The organism is Echinicola strongylocentroti (assembly GCF_003260975.1).
Taxonomy (GTDB): Bacteria; Bacteroidota; Bacteroidia; order Cytophagales; family Cyclobacteriaceae; genus Echinicola; species Echinicola strongylocentroti.
In genome coordinates this window covers 714240-731731 of record NZ_CP030041.1, presented here as the reverse complement: position 1 = coordinate 731731, position 17492 = coordinate 714240, and the positions used below count along the sequence as shown (strand labels likewise).

The 17492-nt window shown below is 40.5% G+C and carries 16 protein-coding genes; 13 read left to right on the top strand and 3 right to left on the bottom strand.

Annotated elements, in window-relative coordinates; translation table 11 throughout:
• Positions 1-44 precede the first annotated feature (44 nt).
• Positions 45-1283, top strand: coding sequence for a hypothetical protein (locus tag DN752_RS02760; protein WP_162633083.1), 1239 nt, complete (start codon positions 45-47; stop codon positions 1281-1283).
• A 149-nt stretch (positions 1284-1432) separates the two neighbouring features.
• Here DN752_RS02760 and DN752_RS24835 read toward each other — a convergent pair whose 3' ends face one another.
• Entirely contained in the window at positions 1433-1579 is a 147-nt protein-coding gene (locus DN752_RS24835) for a hypothetical protein (protein WP_245949434.1), read from the bottom strand.
• Between the two features lie 398 nt (positions 1580-1977).
• Here DN752_RS24835 and DN752_RS02750 point away from each other — a divergent pair, with 398 nt between their 5' ends.
• The 3 genes from DN752_RS02750 (at position 1978) to DN752_RS02740 (ending at position 4486) form a co-directional block, all read left to right on the top strand.
• Positions 1978-2925, top strand: coding sequence for a DUF4625 domain-containing protein (locus DN752_RS02750; RefSeq protein ID WP_112782568.1), 948 nt, complete (start codon positions 1978-1980; stop codon positions 2923-2925).
• Between the two features lie 225 nt (positions 2926-3150).
• Positions 3151-3768: a TrmH family RNA methyltransferase gene (locus DN752_RS02745; protein WP_112782567.1), complete on the top strand. Its 618-nt coding sequence runs from the start codon at positions 3151-3153 to the stop codon at positions 3766-3768.
• 112 nt (positions 3769-3880) lie between these two features.
• Positions 3881-4486, top strand: a complete 606-nt coding sequence (locus DN752_RS02740) for a hypothetical protein (RefSeq protein WP_112782566.1) — start codon at positions 3881-3883, stop codon at positions 4484-4486.
• Between the two features lie 101 nt (positions 4487-4587).
• Here the strand turns inward: DN752_RS02740 and DN752_RS24335 are convergent, their stop codons facing one another.
• Positions 4588-4851, bottom strand: a complete 264-nt coding sequence (locus tag DN752_RS24335; protein ID WP_162633082.1) for a hypothetical protein — start codon at positions 4849-4851, stop codon at positions 4588-4590.
• Between the two features lie 191 nt (positions 4852-5042).
• On the opposite strand from DN752_RS24335, the gene DN752_RS02730 reads away from it, so the two are divergent.
• The 8 genes from DN752_RS02730 to DN752_RS02695 all read left to right on the top strand — a co-directional run bounded on the left by DN752_RS02730 (position 5043) and on the right by DN752_RS02695 (position 14055).
• Positions 5043-6923 (top strand): mucoidy inhibitor MuiA family protein, encoded by a 1881-nt coding sequence (locus tag DN752_RS02730; protein WP_112782564.1) that lies wholly within the window; start codon positions 5043-5045, stop codon positions 6921-6923.
• Positions 6924-7035: 112 nt separating this feature from the next.
• Entirely contained in the window at positions 7036-7989 is a 954-nt protein-coding gene (locus DN752_RS02725; RefSeq protein ID WP_112782563.1) for an SDR family oxidoreductase, read from the top strand.
• 167 nt (positions 7990-8156) lie between these two features.
• Positions 8157-8669 (top strand): hypothetical protein, encoded by a 513-nt coding sequence (locus tag DN752_RS02720; protein ID WP_112782562.1) that lies wholly within the window; start codon positions 8157-8159, stop codon positions 8667-8669.
• A gap of 1 nt (position 8670) precedes the next feature.
• The gene (locus tag DN752_RS02715; RefSeq protein ID WP_112782561.1) at positions 8671-9579 is read left to right on the top strand and encodes a helix-turn-helix domain-containing protein; all 909 of its coding nucleotides are present in this window, start codon (positions 8671-8673) and stop codon (positions 9577-9579) included.
• A gap of 304 nt (positions 9580-9883) precedes the next feature.
• A complete protein-coding gene (locus DN752_RS02710) occupies positions 9884-10618 on the top strand; it encodes a flavodoxin family protein (protein WP_112782560.1) in 735 nt (244 codons plus the stop codon).
• Between the two features lie 429 nt (positions 10619-11047).
• Complete coding sequence (locus DN752_RS02705) at positions 11048-12103, top strand: serine hydrolase domain-containing protein (RefSeq protein WP_112782559.1); 1056 nt, start codon at positions 11048-11050, stop codon at positions 12101-12103.
• Positions 12100-12528: a PH domain-containing protein gene (locus tag DN752_RS02700; protein ID WP_112782558.1), complete on the top strand. Its 429-nt coding sequence runs from the start codon at positions 12100-12102 to the stop codon at positions 12526-12528. Before DN752_RS02705 ends, DN752_RS02700 begins: the two co-directional genes overlap by 4 nt.
• Positions 12529-13308: 780 nt before the next feature.
• Positions 13309-14055, top strand: coding sequence for a DUF1835 domain-containing protein (locus tag DN752_RS02695; protein WP_112782557.1), 747 nt, complete (start codon positions 13309-13311; stop codon positions 14053-14055).
• 64 nt (positions 14056-14119) lie between these two features.
• Here DN752_RS02695 and DN752_RS02690 read toward each other — a convergent pair whose 3' ends face one another.
• The gene (locus DN752_RS02690) at positions 14120-16756 is read right to left on the bottom strand and encodes a glycoside hydrolase family 2 protein (protein WP_112782556.1); all 2637 of its coding nucleotides are present in this window, start codon (positions 16754-16756) and stop codon (positions 14120-14122) included.
• Between the two features lie 308 nt (positions 16757-17064).
• On the opposite strand from DN752_RS02690, the gene DN752_RS02685 reads away from it, so the two are divergent.
• Positions 17065-17445 (top strand): VOC family protein, encoded by a 381-nt coding sequence (locus tag DN752_RS02685; protein WP_112782555.1) that lies wholly within the window; start codon positions 17065-17067, stop codon positions 17443-17445.
• Positions 17446-17492: the final 47 nt, after the last annotated feature.

The window sequence follows — 17492 nt, the reverse complement described above, 5'->3', positions numbered from 1 at the left end:
ATCGACCGGAATATCCAACAGAACGAAGACCAAATAAAAAAATAATGAGCAAAATTTTAATTCTCCTTTTTAGCATTTCATCTATTCTAACTTTTGGACAGTCAAAAAAAGAATATTTAAAAAACAATCGATTTGATTTAACCTCGACAGAATTTGAATTCCCTCAAAAAGATTTTAATATCATGGGATTTGGCGCTTATCACGGAAGTGCCAAAACTTATGAAGCCGAAATTTTGCTAATTAAAAGTTTAAAAAAACAAGGCTTGATTGACTACTATATTCCCGAAACAAGTTATAGTCAAGCATTTTTCTTTCAACAATATTTAGAAACAGGAAACGAAGAGCTTCTAAGAGAATTGACATTGGCATTCCAAACCATCGTTAATCAAGAAGGAACAGTTGAAACATTTGAACATTGGAAAAAATTAAGGCTACTGAATAAAACTTATCCCCAAAATCCTATAAAAGTTCTTGGTTTTGATGCTATTGCTGAATATCAATTTCCTATAAAACACATTTTACTTTTGATTGATAAAGTTCAAAATTGGAAACTAAAAACAGCACTGCAAACAAAATTTGATAACAAAGAAATCAATTTCAGCACTCGAAATAAAGAAACTACAGAACTTCTAAAAAACTTCATAAGCGATTACGAAGAAAACAAAAGCGTTTACTCCATTCAGATTTCAGACACCATAAGTTTCCATCATATTCTAAAAAATTTCAAATATAATTTTGACACAGAAAAAGGACGGGAAGAAATAATTTTTGACAATTATGTATACCTAAAAAACATCTTTACTTTAGGAAATAAAAAGCAATTTTTTAAATACGGATTTTTTCACATAGAAAAGCAACGTGAAGAAAATTCAGCTCCTTTCTTTACAAGAATTATTGAACAAAATGTTTACGATAGAAATAATGTCATAACTGTTATGGGCTACTTGACTAAAAGTGAGGTGCTTTGGGATAAAATTTATGATGATAATGGAGATTACGAAGCTTACACGGTAGAGAAAGGCTTTGGTATTGGAGATTATTGGAAAGAATATTTTAAAGGCATAAAAAACCTAAAGAAGACAAAACTATCGGACGTTACCTTGTTCAAACTGAACGGTGAAAACTCTCCATATAAAAAAGGAACAGACTTAATTGAGGTCAAATTGTTTTTAAAGAAAAGCAATAGAAAAACCCTGAAAAATAAACCAACTACGGACTTTATTGATTATGCAGTTTTGATAAGCAACTCAAAAAATCAAATACCGATAGAAGAAATGGAATAAAAAAACGCTCTACAGTCGAGTAGCCCGACCTGAGCCAACTGGCTCAGGTTGAGGCTCACACACCATTCCCTTTCTTCTCAGGCGTGACAAAGTGATAGTCGTGATCAGAATTGGGCTTTGAGCCACTGCCCTCCTTTTCTGGTACGGCTTCAAGCATAGGCTTGGTCTTGGTCTACCCCCAATCTGATAAGGTTTTTGCGTTTTCGCTCCTCCCGCCCTCTATACTGGCCCAAAGCTCCCCGGTGAAGGCGGTGGATCTCAAAATAAACCATAAATTTTTTCAAATACACATTCATAAAGTGCTAGTTTTGGTAGACTAGCAAATTAGTGCAGTTTCCCACTGGGGCATGCCCCAGTGGGAAACTTATTGGTGTATTATTGTTGCCAAAAATGGTGTATTCCTATTTACCGATTTTGGTGCATTGTTATTTTCCAGTCATATATGTAGAGACGAATGCATGTCCCAGCATCGCTGTAATCAACATTAAGCTTTTGAAATGCAGGGAATATCCCGGATATGAAAAGTGTATGTGTTATGAATTAAATAAAAAACCTCCGTTATAAACGGAGGTTTTTTAGTATAATGCAACATTATTGCATAATTGAGGTGTTAACTATTCGTTCGTGAAAAAACTAATAGCTAACATCCATTATTTTGTATATAAAAGCATAGCTAATTTAAACACAAAACAGAATGAAATTAAACTTAAAACTACACGTATTACTCTTATTTCCAATTCTGAATCTTACTTCTTGTATCCATGATGACACTGAAATAGAGTTGCCTTTACCAACTGTGTCTAATATAGAGGTGGGGCTTCACAATAATGAGCTTGGAGTAATTGGAGAGGATTTTCATTTTAACGCAGAAATAATTGCAGGGGATAAAGTGGAAATGGTTAAAATAAATATGGAGCAAAAAATCGATGAAACTTATTCTCACGATTGGTCTTTTGAAAAGATATGGGATAAATATAAAGGATTGAAAAACCCTAAAATTCATCAACATTTTGACATACCAACAGATGCCGCCAAAGGTAGCTATAACTTTATCATTACAGTTGTAGACCAAAATGGAACAAGCCTAGAAGAAATTAGCAGTATCGATTTAATTGACGCTTCCGACTACCCTGAGGTAAACCCACATATAAGCGTGTTTGGGATAGACAAAATTGATGTGGACGGTAACGGAGGTTTTAATAATTTTTATAATAATGGTGAATTCAGAGACGCTGATGGTGCTTTTTTTAGGAAAGATGAATCTATCTGGTCAGCGATACAAATAGGGGGGATTAAAGGTGATGGAATTATGTATAGCTTACTAATAAAAAAGAGCCATAACCATAAACCTGAGACGATAGAAGCTATCGATTTTTCTAAAGCTATTGTTACAGAAGTAGTGGAGCATTCGGGTGACGAAGAAGTTATGACATTGAAAAACAATAGGGATACCGGCCATTGGAATTATGGTCTTCCTCTTGAAGTAGGTGCTACTGAAGACAATAATGTTCCGGAGCCAAATCCAATTACTGAAGGTAAGGACTGGGAAAATGGCACGTATTACTATGGTGTAGTTTATACCAATATTACCTACAATAGAAGTACATTTAACTATATAGAATTTGAATTAAAGGGATTTTAGACTGGGAAATATTTCTAGTAAAACAATAAAGAAGAAGGAGACTGGATTTTATAAACCAAAAAGGAATTTCCTTAGAACACATGGTATAACCGTAATTACGGCGGATTCCACTACGTGCGAATCCGCTCGTAATTGCTAACGTCTGTTACTCGTAAAATCTTTCTGTATATTTACTCGTATCTGACGGTTATAAACAGACCAGACCGCTAGCCACACTAATAAGAAATGAAAAACAACGAGACGAAAGAAAAGAGTTCTCTTCGCAAGAAAGCTGGTGCGATAAAGGAATTTCGTTGTAAAAATTTGATCGCTGTCCTAGAAGAACCTCAAGACTATAAAAATATTGGAAGAACAATTCGAAATATCAATGCCTTAGGAGTTGAAAAGCTCTACATCATCGATAGTCGAGATAAGGTTCCTGACGATTGGCAAGAAATGAGGACTGACGTAATGCTCACCAAAACATCGGGTTCTGCTATTAAATGGTCATTTGTTAAGAAGTTTAGTAGCACAGAAGGATGCATTGATCATTTGGACAAAAATGGGTTTGTGTCAATGGTCACATCTCCTCACCTGAAAGGACAAAAGAACATCGTACTACATGAAGGGAAATATACTAAAATGAAGCTTGCTGTTTGGTTCGGAAACGAGTCAAGAGGAATTAGCGAAAGGGCTGTAAAAAATAGCAAAGCTTGTATTAATATCCCAATGTACGGAATAATTGAAAGCCTGAACTTGGGGACTTCAACAGGCATTGTCCTTTATGAAATAACCAAACAACGTAGAGAGTTTAAATTGGGCAAAATAGCAAAACGAAAAGAGAAACTGAAGAATAAAAAATAACTGTTGCACAAAACCGCAGAGGTTCTTATTAGAGGCTGAAAAACATCCATCGCTCATTTTCGATTTTAATATGCCTAAGCAAAGTCTAAATTTGAATCATAAATAATTGAACATGAGAGCCATTTTTGCATTTCTATTATTTTTCCTGACATTTAATTCATTTTGCCAGGGTATTTCTGAAAAGTCCACTGATAAACCAGAGGGCTCAGAAGTGAACGTTTTTTATTCAGACAACTCAAGTGAATTTCAATCCGGCCAAAAACCAGTAGGGGTCTTTATAGACGAAAAGTTTATTGGAAATCTAGAAGTTTTGAGTTTTATAAGTCCTGATAAAACGGAGACATTGGAAATCAAAAAAGAGAAATATGAAATAGATGGCAATGAATATTACGGAAAGGTTTTAATAAAGATGAAATCTGATTACAAACCAAATTTCCTGACATTGGAAGGGCTTTGCGATAAATATTTAGAATTGAATGAAAATCCCATTATCTATCAAATTGACGAAAAGATCATAGAAAATAGCAAAGACAGAACTTTAGTAGATGAAAATTTTATATTATCAATTATTGTTCAAAAAGTAAAAACATCTGAAAATACAGAAGTCAATCTGATTAGGCTAAAGACAAAAACGGCCGAAAACCTAAAAAAAAGGAAGGAAATACTAATAAGAGGGACTGAAGAAATAGGACCAATTGCCAATAATGACCTTAAGTAATTGCTTGTTCTCGCTATTCCTGAGCGTTGATAACTATTGAGAAGTGGATATTCTGTTTGGAGCGAACCTGCAAAGTTTCATGTTAAACCCCGCAACTATTCTTAACCGATACCACTGGCAACAAGCTGAAAAATGAGAGGGATAATAATCATATTACTACTTTTAGGTAAGACATCGTTTGCCCAAATGGTGAACAGAGTTGAGTGGGATTTTCCAGAAAATGAAGAACTGAGAACACAGAATTTGATACGTTGCAAAAAGCTATTGATATCAAGGATCAAGCGAATAGTTTGTTTTTCGGGAAATTGATTGATAAAGATAACTTCAGAAGTGAATTGAGAAATATTACGGAATAAAAAAGCCACCTTACACGGTTTATAAATAGTGATATACCAAGGTATGCCCCTTTCGTATTTTTAATTCGTATTTGGTAGATTAGGTGCGAAAAAAACAAAATAAACCATGTGTTTAATGGTATGTATTGCTTTTCAAAGAAAATATTTTTGTCCATTTATTGGAGTTTAGAGTTATCTTCCATCTCATAAAGAAAGAGATCATGAAATACCTTACACTATTTGCATTGCTTCTGGCTCATCAAACTTTTTCACAATCCTTCACCGAAAGGGAGCTCAAAACCAAAATTGATCAAGTGACCATTTATGTCAAAGGCGGACTAATCAGCCGTAGTGGAGACCTTGATATCCCTCCAGGAAAATCAATGGTGCTTATAAAATCACTTTCTCCACATATAGATGACAAAAGCGTCCAAGTGAAAGCAACGGGTGATTTTACAATATTGTCTGTGAACCATAAGCTTAACTACCTTAACTCATTAAAAAAAGATGAGAAAATAGACAGCCTAAAAAAGGAGATAGAATCGATAGAGCATGAAGTTTCTACAGCTGAATCAAGACTTCAAATACTTTCAGAAAAGCAAAGTCTTCTTGATAAAAATAAAAACCTAGGAGGAGAAACTTCTGGAGCTTCATTAACCCAAATTAAGCAGGCCATTGAGTTTTATGACCGAGAACTGACATCTATCAAAACAGATGAAATCGAGACTAGACTCAGAATCAAGGAACTGAACAAGGAACAAGATAAAATCAAACAAGAAATCTCCAGCGTACAAGGAAACGATGGATTACCAACAAGCGAAATTGAAATAAGGATAGACTCCAAGAGCAAGGTCAGCGGTGATTTCAAGATCTCCTATTTAGTCTCCAATGTTGGTTGGTATCCCAAATACGACGTGAGAGTTGCCAGTGTCGATCTGCCATTGGAACTAAAATACAAAGCAGATATTTACCAAAATACTGGAGTGGATTGGGAGAATGTCAGACTAAAACTATCAAATGGTGATCCAAATCAAAGCGGGGTTGCCCCTGAACTAGAAACGTGGCATTTAAACTATGCCCGCAATACGATCCTAAACCGATCAGCCTATGGAATGATCTCTAATTCAGTGCGAAATGTTTCTGGCGTAATAGTAGACGAAAATGGCCTGCCACTACCTGGCGTAGCTGTACAAGTGAAAGGCACCACTGTAGGGACAGTTACGGATATAGATGGTAATTATTCTTTGACTCTCCCTAATGGGGTGACTCATTTGGCCATATCTTTTGTCGGATATGTGTCACAGGAATTGCCAATAACTTCACAGAAAATCAATGCTAGGCTGGAACCTGATGTAATGGCCTTGGAAGAAATTGTTGTCACGGGATATGGTGCACCTAATGAACTTCAGGGAAAGAGTGCTGGTATCAGAATACGAGGAGCAAGTAGCGTCGCTCGTGAGGCTGATGTGATTACGACCTCTACAATAGAAAATCAAACAACTGTGGAGTTTGAAGTAGATGAACCCTATTCTATAAAGTCAAACGGTGAAAAGCTTTCAGTTGATCTGAACAGTTATCAAATAGAAACAATCTATGAATATTATGCCGTCCCTAAACTTGATTTGGATGCTTTCCTAATTGCCCGGGTAATCAATTGGGACCAGTACAACTTACTTGAGGGGGAGGCGAATTTATATTTTGAGGACGCTTATGTAGGCCGATCGATCCTCGATGCTCGCTCAATGGATGATACCTTAAACATTTCATTGGGAAGAGACAAGAGCATCGTAATTGGCCGTGAAAAGGTTGATGAATTTACCAAGCGAAGAACGATTGGTAGCAATAAGATCGAAAGTCGAGGATATGAGATTGTTGTTCGGAACAAAAAATCCCAGAACATCAATTTGACACTTTTCGATCAGCTTCCAGTCGCAGCAATTAGCGACATTTCTGTATCACCTATTGAGCTTTCGAACGGTAAACTGGACGAAAAAACTGGCGAAGTGACATGGGAACTTGAACTTCAACCTCAACAACAAAGGGAATTGGACCTAAGCTATGAGGTGAAATATCCCAAGAAAGAAAAAGTACTATTGGAATGAAATCAATATACTGGGCTAAGTAAAACCAAAAAGTATCTATCATTCGCAATTCTGTATAAGTCAGGTCCTGGATTTTGTACTGATCTTTGTATCAACAACATATAAAACAGAGATGAGCACTAAAAATCAATTTGGAAAAAAGGGATGGACACCAGAGAGAATTGGATCACTCAAGGGCAAAACATACCTCATAACGGGGACTACAAGTGGTACTGGGTTTGAAGCTTCCCGCATATTGCTGTCCAAGGGAGCAAAAGTGGTGATGCTAAACCGTAATGCTAAAAAATCTGCGGAAGTCATTTCGACCTTAAAAAATGAATTGGGCAATGATATAGAAACCACATTTATTCTCATGGATTTGGCAGAACAAGCTTCTGTACGAAAAGCAGCGGCAGAGGTACTTGAAAAAGTGCCACGTATCGATGCATTGATATGTAATGGTGCCATTGCACAAGTGCCCGATCGGAAGCTTACGGTTGATGGATTTGAAAGTCAGCTTGGTGTAAACCACTATGGGCATTTTGCACTACAAGCACTGCTTTTTCCATTGATTCAAAAATCCAAAGGACGCATAGTGGTTGTAGGCAGTGAAGGCTATAAAATGGGCATTAAAACCATCAAGTTTGAGGATATGAACTGGGACAATGGCTACACTGGAAATGATGCCTATAGCCAGAGTAAATTAGCGCAGATAATGACCGCCTATGAGTTACAAGAGAGGTTGAAAAAGGCGGGCAAGACTGATGTACAAGTCTATGCTTGTCATCCTGGCGCCTCAAGAACATCACTGATCAAAACGAGCGGTAGCTTAATGACACGTTTCATTTGGCAACTGATGAAGTTATCTCCATTGGTACAGTCGGCTGAAAAAGGTTCTTACCCTGAATTAATGTGTGCCACAGAACCAAATTTAGACCAAGGTAGCTTTTATGGCCCTACTGGAAAAAATTACTGGACTGGCCCAGTAGGAGAATGCATACTGGAAGCCCACGCAAAAGATAAAGCTATAGCAGAAAAACTGTGGGAAGTATCCGAAAAAGCGACAGGATTAAAGTGGAATTTATAAATTAGTACATCTTAAACCCGCACTGTGCATTAGTGGTAGTGTGGCCTGTCTCGGTGGATCAGTATAATAACGTATGCGGTAGCTTTCGGACCAGGACCCTGTGCGCCGGCCTGTCTGCTTCTGGAGGAAGGTGTGGCCAATGCATAGTGCGAATCAATACACAAATCATGGATATTTTAAAAGCATCAATAGATTGGGCAAAAGCCGAGCTTTTTTCAACACCATTTTTCATTCTTTTTGGAGTGGGGTTTATGGCGGCAGGCCTTGGGTTTTGGCAATTGGGAAAAACCGATATAGCCAGAGCCTACATTATTCCAACATTGGTGGCAGGGACATTACTGTTAATAATTGGGCTAGGGCTGTTTTTTACGAATAAATCAAGGATTACACAGTTCGAAAAGGCCTTTAATAGTGATGCTGCTGCCTTTGTGGATTCAGAACTCGTACGTTCCGAAAGTACTTTAAAAGAATATAAAAACGTCGTTTTTACGGCCGTTCCCATTATAATTGCGGTGTGTTCCCTCGTTATTTTATTTGTAAACTCGCCTATTTGGCGTGCCAGTATGATTACAGCTATTGCCATGTTGGTTGTTATTTTGTTGATTGACGGGACTGCGCATGGCAGAATTGAAGCTTACCAAAAACAACTATTGAAAGCAGATAAAGAGTTGAAAAAATAAAATGCAGCATTTTAAAACATTGTCCGCCTATTTGGATTACCTAGAACTTCCGCGTCCAGAGCATCCGATGTTGAGTGTGTTTTCTGCCGTGGGCGAGGGTTTTTTGCCTTGCCCAAAAGCAAGCTCTCCGCCAATCACCAACGATTGCTATTCTATAAGCTTGAAAAAAATCGTCAAAGGGGACTTAAACTACGGACGGACGCGGTATGATTTTACCAATGGTGCATTGATTTTCATAGCCCCAAGACAAGTGCTGCAATGGGATAGCAGCGTGGTATTTGAGCAAAAAGGCTTTTCGATAAACTTCCATGAGGATTTTCTCAAAGGGACGGAGTTGGCACATCAGGTTAAGAAATATGGGTTCTTTTCTTATTCGGCCAACGAGGCACTACATCTCTCACCCAAGGAGGAAAAGCAGATGGAGGCGATCGTGGAGAGTATTGATATTGAATACCACAACAATCATGATGAATTCAGCAAGGACATTATTATCTCACAACTAAGCACTCTCTTTAAATACGCCAATCGCTTTTACGAAAGGCAGTTTATCAATCGAAAAGAGCTTTCCAATGATTTGTTAGAGCAGTTTAATCAGCAGTTAGAGGACTATTTTGATTCTGGGCAATTGCAGGAAAGCGGAATACCCAGCATAGAACAAATCGCCAATCAACTGTCGGTTTCGCAGCGTTACCTAAGCGATACACTTAAAAAAGAAACAGGAAAAACGTCAACCGAGCATTTGCAATTGTACCTGATCGATGAGGCCAAGAATATTTTGCTAAATCCCAGTAAATCAGTTGCTGAAGTGGCTTACGAATTGGGTTTTGAATACCCTCCATATTTTTCGAGATTATTCAAAAAAAAAGAAGGCCTCAGCCCAACGGAGTACAGAGAACAATATAAAATCTGACGTTCATGTTTTACCACTGTTGAACATTTGAAAATGAAATTTTTTATGAGAAAACTTTTCAGGTTAATAGGATTTGCATAAACCGGGTTGAGATTTATCCTTTTTCAACCGGTCGACTTTTGTAAAAACCTACCATACAGATGGTTTAGTCTGCAAAAAACACTATCTTAATACATAAGCTATTGCAGTGGATAGGGGAGGGACTTTATCGCGAAATATGAATTGGCCTATCTACGCCACGGCCTTTAGGTTTGCGATCTGAAATTGTATAAATCGGGTTTAGTGTTTTTTTAAAATAGACAATATGAAAAAGAATGACTTCAGTGATTTAAAAGCGGTATTTGTTAATTGTACCCTGAAAAAGTCTCCCCAACTGAGCCATACTGCTACCTTAATGGAGGTTTCACAGCGTATCATGAAGAATGAAAATGTCCAGACGGATTTTATTAGGTTAGTGGACCATCAAGTAGCCAATGGTGTATATCCGGACATGAAGGACCATAACTGGGACGAGGACGAATGGCCGGATTTATTTAAGAGAATTATTGAGGCTGATATTTTAGTGATAGGGACTCCCATTTGGCTCGGAGAGAAGTCGTCCGTTACCCAGAAGTTAATAGAGCGACTGTATGCGATGAGTGGTATGAAAAATGACAAAGGGCAGTACATATATTATGGTAAAGCAGGCGGCTGTGTCATTACGGGCAATGAGGATGGAGTGAAGCATTGTGCGATGGGCATCCTTTACTCCCTTCAGCATCTTGGATATTCTATTCCACCCCAAGCAGATTGCGGCTGGATCGGTGAAGTAGGGCCAGGAGCAAGCTATGGGGATAAGGAGTGGAATGGGGAAAAATTGGATACTCCTGTTGGTTTTGATAGTAATTTTACCAACAGAAATACCACTTTTATGACCTATAATTTACTCCATTTGGCAGCGATGTTAAAAGCCAATAATGGGTATCCCAATTATGGTAACTCAAGGGAAGACTGGGATGATGGTGCTCGCTGGGAATTTGAAAACCCGGAATACAGGTAACACTCCACGGTGGTCAGTCCCGGAATATGCATTAGCCTATCTCTTGAGACCTGATCCGCCTAGCTGTGCTCTCGAATCTCCAAACTAACTGATTTTCTTGTACTTTCAGTTCTATCCGATAGCTATCGGAACAGGCTATGACGATTCCTAATGCATAAGACGAGTTGAAAAATGAACGGATATAACGACGTATTTACTTTTACTATTAAAGGTGGAGCCAGAAAAACTCCTCTCGCCTGCACAATAGGTGAGGTCTTGGCTGATAAGGGCAGTTTGTGGAGTGAGTTGGCGTTTTTCCACTAAGATTGATCAGGAAAACCCAGGTGAAGGATGCCTTTAAAGGGTGACCGAACCTTTGGAAGGTCCTGTCACCAGCAATGAAATGAATAACTTCTGGGAGATTGGGTCAATTCTCCCAAAACAAAACAGATGAAAAAGAGCAAAATCAAGGTAATCGTCAGGGTGATTTTGGCCATAGGGACGATTATTTCCCTGTTCTATGTGCCATGGATCCTGATTTGGGCATGGGTAGTACCCTTGCCGGATACGGTAGCAGAACAGGTCGAAAAGGCTACAGAGCTGGGATTTGACGGTATTGTGGTATATGTGGATGAAGGCGGAAGGCCGCCTGCTTTTTATGCTGCAGGCTGGAAAAACACCGAAGAGAAGATTCCCGCAGATCCCCACGCGCTGTTTAAAGTCGCCAGTGTCAGTAAGCTTTATACTGCCGTGGCCATTACCAAATTGGTGACTGAAGGGCGGTTGTCCTTGGACAAGACGCTTGTGGATTATTTTCCGAATTTGGAAGGACGGATCGAAAATGCGGACAGCATTACCATACGCATGTTGGTGCAGCACAGAAGTGGGATTCCCAATTATACGGACACGTTCAATTATTGGGCGGCACCAAAAGCCAATAATGCAGACCGGTTGGAATTGATCTTGGATTTACCTGCTGATTTTAAGCCCGGACAGGATTTTGAATACAGCAATACCAATTATTTACTCTTGGCCGAATTGATCGAAAAAGTTACTGGCCAAGACCGCTTTGCATACATCAAGACGGAAATCCTGGATCCACTCCATCTTGAGAACACCTTTGGCTCGATCCATGATGTGGAGCTGGATGAGGTCATGAGCGGATATTATGTCGGTTATGATGGGGACCTGAAAACAGATGATAATGACTCCATATTGGCTACAGCAGAAGATTTAGGGATGTTTTTGAGGGCACTGAACGAAGGGACAATGTTCAAGGATGAAAAAGAGCAGGGAATTTATTCCTCCCTTTACCGGTATGACCATACGGGCTTGATTCCTGGTTACCAAACCATCGCAAAATACCACAAGGATATCGATACGGTAATCATCCAATTTACCAATACGGTTGATTTTGAAGGATATAACTGGAACTTGTCGGAAATCATCTACAGCCGTATTGTGAAAATAGTGAGAAGAGAAACAAAAGATAGCCTTGGAATATGAAAATCCATAAAGCAAACCGAAGCGGATACATCCGGTATTTGTTGATCGCATTTATCATCTTGCCAGTTATGATGATTGTCATGGATAGAGCAACTTTTATGGAGCGCCCGACGATGATTTTGCCAATGCTTGCTCCATTGATCTTGGTGGGCTGGGCTTATTTGGACACTTCCTATAGGCTCGAAAATGGATGGTTAATATATCGTTCGGGTTTTTTGAGGGGAAAGGTCGATGTCTCTGTCATTAAGGAAATCCAACCAGGAAAAACCTTATGGGTCGGCATCAAGCCAGCATTGGCCAGAAAAGGGCTTATTGTGAAGTATAATACCTATGATGAGCTGTACATTGCTCCAGTGGATAATGATGAAATGGTCACCGACCTGTTGGGCATTAATCCAACGATTAAGGTAGTGGCTGATCAGTAGGAAAATCGCTTATAAACTATTAGTAAAGAGATGTCAGCCTGAGCGGAGTCGAAGGCTAGACGTTGGACCTCGACTCTACCTGGTGGATGATAGACAGGTCCGCTCGGTCTGACTCTTTTTGCCTGAATTAAATAACTTCATGGAGTTAAAAGCGATTTCCCTGGGCTGATCAGGGCAAACGCATTTAAAAAATGTTCCTATTAGCATTTATATCTGCCGTTCCTATGGAATTCACCCTTTTGTGTGTAAATATTTTTGGTGCAGGTGACCACCTGCACCTTCTACATGACCCTTCGCCAAAGGCGGATTAAACAGGATGCTCCGTTGCTAACGCATAAAATTCTTTAACCCTGTTTAGCATCCAAATCAACTAATCAATCTTTCAGCCTATCTCGACATTCAGCAAGCTAGGCTACTGCGATTCCCAATGCACAAATCGATGCAAAGTACCAGCGGCACGATGAATGTTGTAACCTGCGGATTCATCCGCAGGAGGTTTGACATCTCCCCAGCCTCCAGAAGGAGTGCCAGCGGCACGGATGATAGCAATGCCTCCATGAAAATTATTTCCTTTCGAAACACTAGACGCATTTGCCCTGAGTGGCCGATAAAATGAACAATTATTATTAACTTTTACGTATAATAAATTAAAAACACTTCAATTATGGCCGTACTGATAGAAATGATATTCGCAGCCTTGTTTACCAATTGGAAAAAGGTAAAGTGGACTTTTAGGAAGAGAGAAGCAACGACCGATTCCACTGCCCAACATTCACAAAGATGACTCCAATAGAGGGGCAATATCACATTCTTAATGGCGATGCACTCAAAGACCGCTTTCCCAAAGAAGTCGCTGGGGAAGTGATTGTCATGCGTGAATGTTTGATAGATGGTGAGGTAAAAAGTGAAAATTTAAAAGATTTTTTCGCCAAAAGGGCGGCATTTATCGCCGACGCTTATGGTGGTTTTTCGGAAGAGGACTACTATAGGAAAACGGTGGCTGAATTGGAAAAAATCAGCTCAATTCCGCCCGGATCTTCCATTTATCTATGGTTTGAAGAGGACCTGTTTTGTCAAGTTAATTTTTGGTTTGTCGTAAATTTACTGCTTAACCAAATACCGCAATGCAAGGTGTATTTGGTCAGGCCAAAGACGAGTCTTTTTCTTGGTTTTGCGGGGCTTGATCAAAAGGGGCTCCAGAAGGCTTTTGAGGATCGGATGGAAATCAAGCAGGTGGCCAAGATAGCCCAGCTCTGGGACAGGTACCAAGCTAATGATTGTGAATTGCTATGGCAAGGTGCACGGGAATTGGAGGACGTTTTTCCTTTTATTCTTACTGCGGTGGAAGCACATCTGGCCAGGATTCCCAAAGGAGATCACCTTGGAAGGCCTAAAGAGGCATTACTGGAAATTATGAAGGAATTGGGGACAAAGGAGTTTGTGCCTGTTTTTAAAGAATTCCACAAGCGGGAGAGCATTTATGGGTTTGGTGATTTGCAAGTGAAGCGGCTTTTTGATGAAATCTAATATTAAGGAAGAGCAGGGGTGAATGTAACCATCATTTCCTGCTCTTCCTTGATTGATCAATCATCTATTCAATCTGGACGAGCTGCTTTGGGGCATTCCACCCACCAATTTCAATTTGGGCATTGATCTTTTCCAACTCAGCATACGTGAGGGTGATGGATTTTTCTTCCCCTGGCACCAAAGAAACGTAGTTATCGCTGTAGAAGGTAGGCAGCAGTCGTTCTCCTGTGGAGGCATCAATGAGGGAAATACGGTTAAAGAAAGAAACTGTATTTCCAGATGGGTTGGTCAGCTGCAGTTTTATTTTATCCTTTGCTATTTTGGTGGCTTTTGCTTGGACAGGAGCTTTGGCCATGTTTTGTAGGCCGGAGTAATTACCCGCTGCATCTGGTAGCCAGTAGAAATTGTCGCTGAGGACTTCCTGCTCTGTGTCGAGCAGTTGGACAGAAAGGAACATGCCTTTTTCAGCGCTGAGTTCTTGTATGCGCTGTTGTAACGACATGATCAGGCGGACGCTGGATGGTTCGATATAGCAAAATACCTGTGTAAGTTGCTGGTCGTTGCCCTCCATGTCATAAGCCGTCACGCGAAGCATGATGTCGTGTTGCTGTTCAAAGGTATTATTGGCGATCATGATATTGCCCTTAACGGGATCGTACATCCCATGAAGCACTTCACTGCCGGTGCGCAATCCGTACAGGCAAGCATTGGGATCCAGGTAGTAATCATACATTTGGCCCCGTAGGGAAGTCCAAGGGTTTTGTGTTTTCCAGATGATCACCCCCGTGTACCAGTCCCACATGTGCGCAGAAAACCCTTCGATTAGTCCTCTGTACTGGTTATAATTTACCAATTGTGCCTTGGTGGCAAAATCCACCATGTCTGATGGAGTGCCATAAGGCTCCATGGCATCGCCATAATCGATGTATTTATGATAGCTCCAGACTTCGTCCCGCACCTTTTCCGTGCCGTCCATTTCGATTGGGATGACCTGGTTTTCTTCTGGAATAAAGCGCTTGAGGGATACGGCATCACCTGTACCGACAGAGCCGACTTCTGAATTAAAGGGCCAGGTTTTTTCTGCCCAGAAGGTGGAGATGTCCTGAATACCATAGGGACCATCGCCATTGCCTCCCTTGAAATTATAGGACATCTCATCTGAGTTGGAATAATCGATAAACCAGCGCGTGCCGTCCAGTTTTGGCAAGACGTCTTCTTTAAGGGCCTTGAGAATATCAGCAGGAGGGGTGATCTCGTTTCCTCCGCACCACATGGCTAGGGAAGGGTGATTTCGAAGCATTTTTACGACATCCGCAGCAGATTCGATGAACAGCCCGTGGTCATCAGGGTATTGCCGGCGCGTCCATTGATCTTCTTTTTTCTTCGGGTCCAGCCATCTTCCATTACAGTCACCGGACATCCAAAAGTCCTGAATGACCAGCATGCCATACTTGTCACAAGCCTCGTAAAACTCAGGCCGCTCAGGCAAAGCCCCGCCCCAGATACGGATCAGGTTAAGGTTCATATCTTTATGAAAGCGGATTTCGGCGTCGTACCTTTCTTCCGAAAATCGCAGCATGGCATCAGAAATGATCCAGTTGCCTCCTTTGATAAAGATCTTTTGGCCATTGACAGCGACCTGTTTACTGCGGGTGTGATCGTTCCATTCCGTCTGGATTTCACGTATGCCAAAGGTGACTTTTTCGTGGTCAGAAATCTCCTCGCCCATGATGAACTGAAGGTCGATATCGTATAAGGGTTGCTCCCCATAACCATTCGGCCACCAGAGCTTTGGGTTTTCCAACGTGAGATCGGGCAAAGCTACTTCTGCTGTTTCCTGTGACGTTAACGTGACTTCCGTGCTGACAGTTTTTCCTTCTAGGGTATACTGAAGGGTTCCCTTGATGGGCTTGTCTTGGGTGTTTTGCAGTTCGGTGGTTACTTGGATGGTGGCAGGATCCTGTTTTGCCCCGGGCATACGCTGACCGTCTACCAAAGTGACGATGTGGGGATTTTTGAGGTTGACAGCCTTGGTCTTTTCGACGAATACCTTGTCCCATATTCCGGTGTTTCTGTCACGCACTGGCTGGATCCAGTCCCAGCCGGCAGTATATTGGAGGGCTACACCTTTTGCGATGGTGCCGTCGCCTCCTTGTCCGCCATTGGGATTGCCTACATGGTCAGCTGGATGTACCAATACTGCCAATCGGTTTTTGCCGTCCTTGGAGAGAAATTTGGTGATGTTATACTGCTTACGCAGGTACATGCCTTTGTATGGAGTTTGGTTTACCTTTTGGCCATTGAGAAAAATATCAACGCTGTAATTGATCCCCCTAAAATTCAGCCATACCTGTTCTCCTGTTTGGGCGGTTTCCGTAAAATCGTTGACGAACCAATACGTATAATGTTCCCTTCCCGTGTCATAAATATCCTTGATTTTTTCATTGTTCAGGCCGTAGAAGGGATCGGGTACTTTGCCGTTGTTGAGCAGGGTGGTGAGTACCGTGCCGGGAACAGTGGCTGGCATCCAATCCCGAAGTGGGAAGGAAATCTGGGATAGTACTGGGCCTTTTGCTTGAGTGTCTTTTATTGGATGGCAATACCAATCTGTATTGAGTTCATATCGCTGCTGAGCCGTGGCAAATTGAACAAATAGAAGCGATAACAAACAGACTTTTAGGACCTGAAAGGTAGTTTTCATAAGGTTGGTGTAGGTTAGTGATAAAATTAACGAAAAAATAGAATAAATACATTGGGTTATTTGATAAAAGGTGTTTTTGAATGCCTTATTAATATAAAAATTTCAATAACTAGAGTAGGTCGTTTTTTTGGAAAGGGTAGGGAAGCACTTTTTTGAAAAAAATGGTAGTGGGTATTTAGAGAGGTTTTTGGAGGTGGAATTGAGATTTTTTTGTTAGTTTGATTTTGAACAATAACGAAACAGCAAATAAGAGGTAGCTGTGGAGGAGGAATTTAGCTTATTTCTGAAGACCAAAACCTACATGAACCATGAAAGAAGGAAGAGTGGGAATACGAAGAATTGTCCCAAATATCTATTCCGATCAAGTAGAGGCATCGAAAGTATTCTTCGTTGAGTTTTTAGGAATGGAACTGGCCATGGATTTAGGTTGGGTGGTGACATTCGTCTCCACGGAGAATCCCACTGCCCAAATCAACCTTTTCAAACATGAAGGCGGCGTTCCGGTCAATAATGAAGCGGTCTTTATGTCCGTGGAAGTTTCGGATATTGACATGATGTACCAGCGTGCCAAGGACATGAACTATCCTATTATCTATGATATTCGGGATGAGAGCTGGGGTGTCAGGCGTTTTTTTGTGAAAGAGCCCAGTGGATCGACGATCAACCTACTATCTCACGTATCCCAATAATTTTCCTTTGTGGCCATATCAACCGAAGGTGATTTTCAAACAGTAAC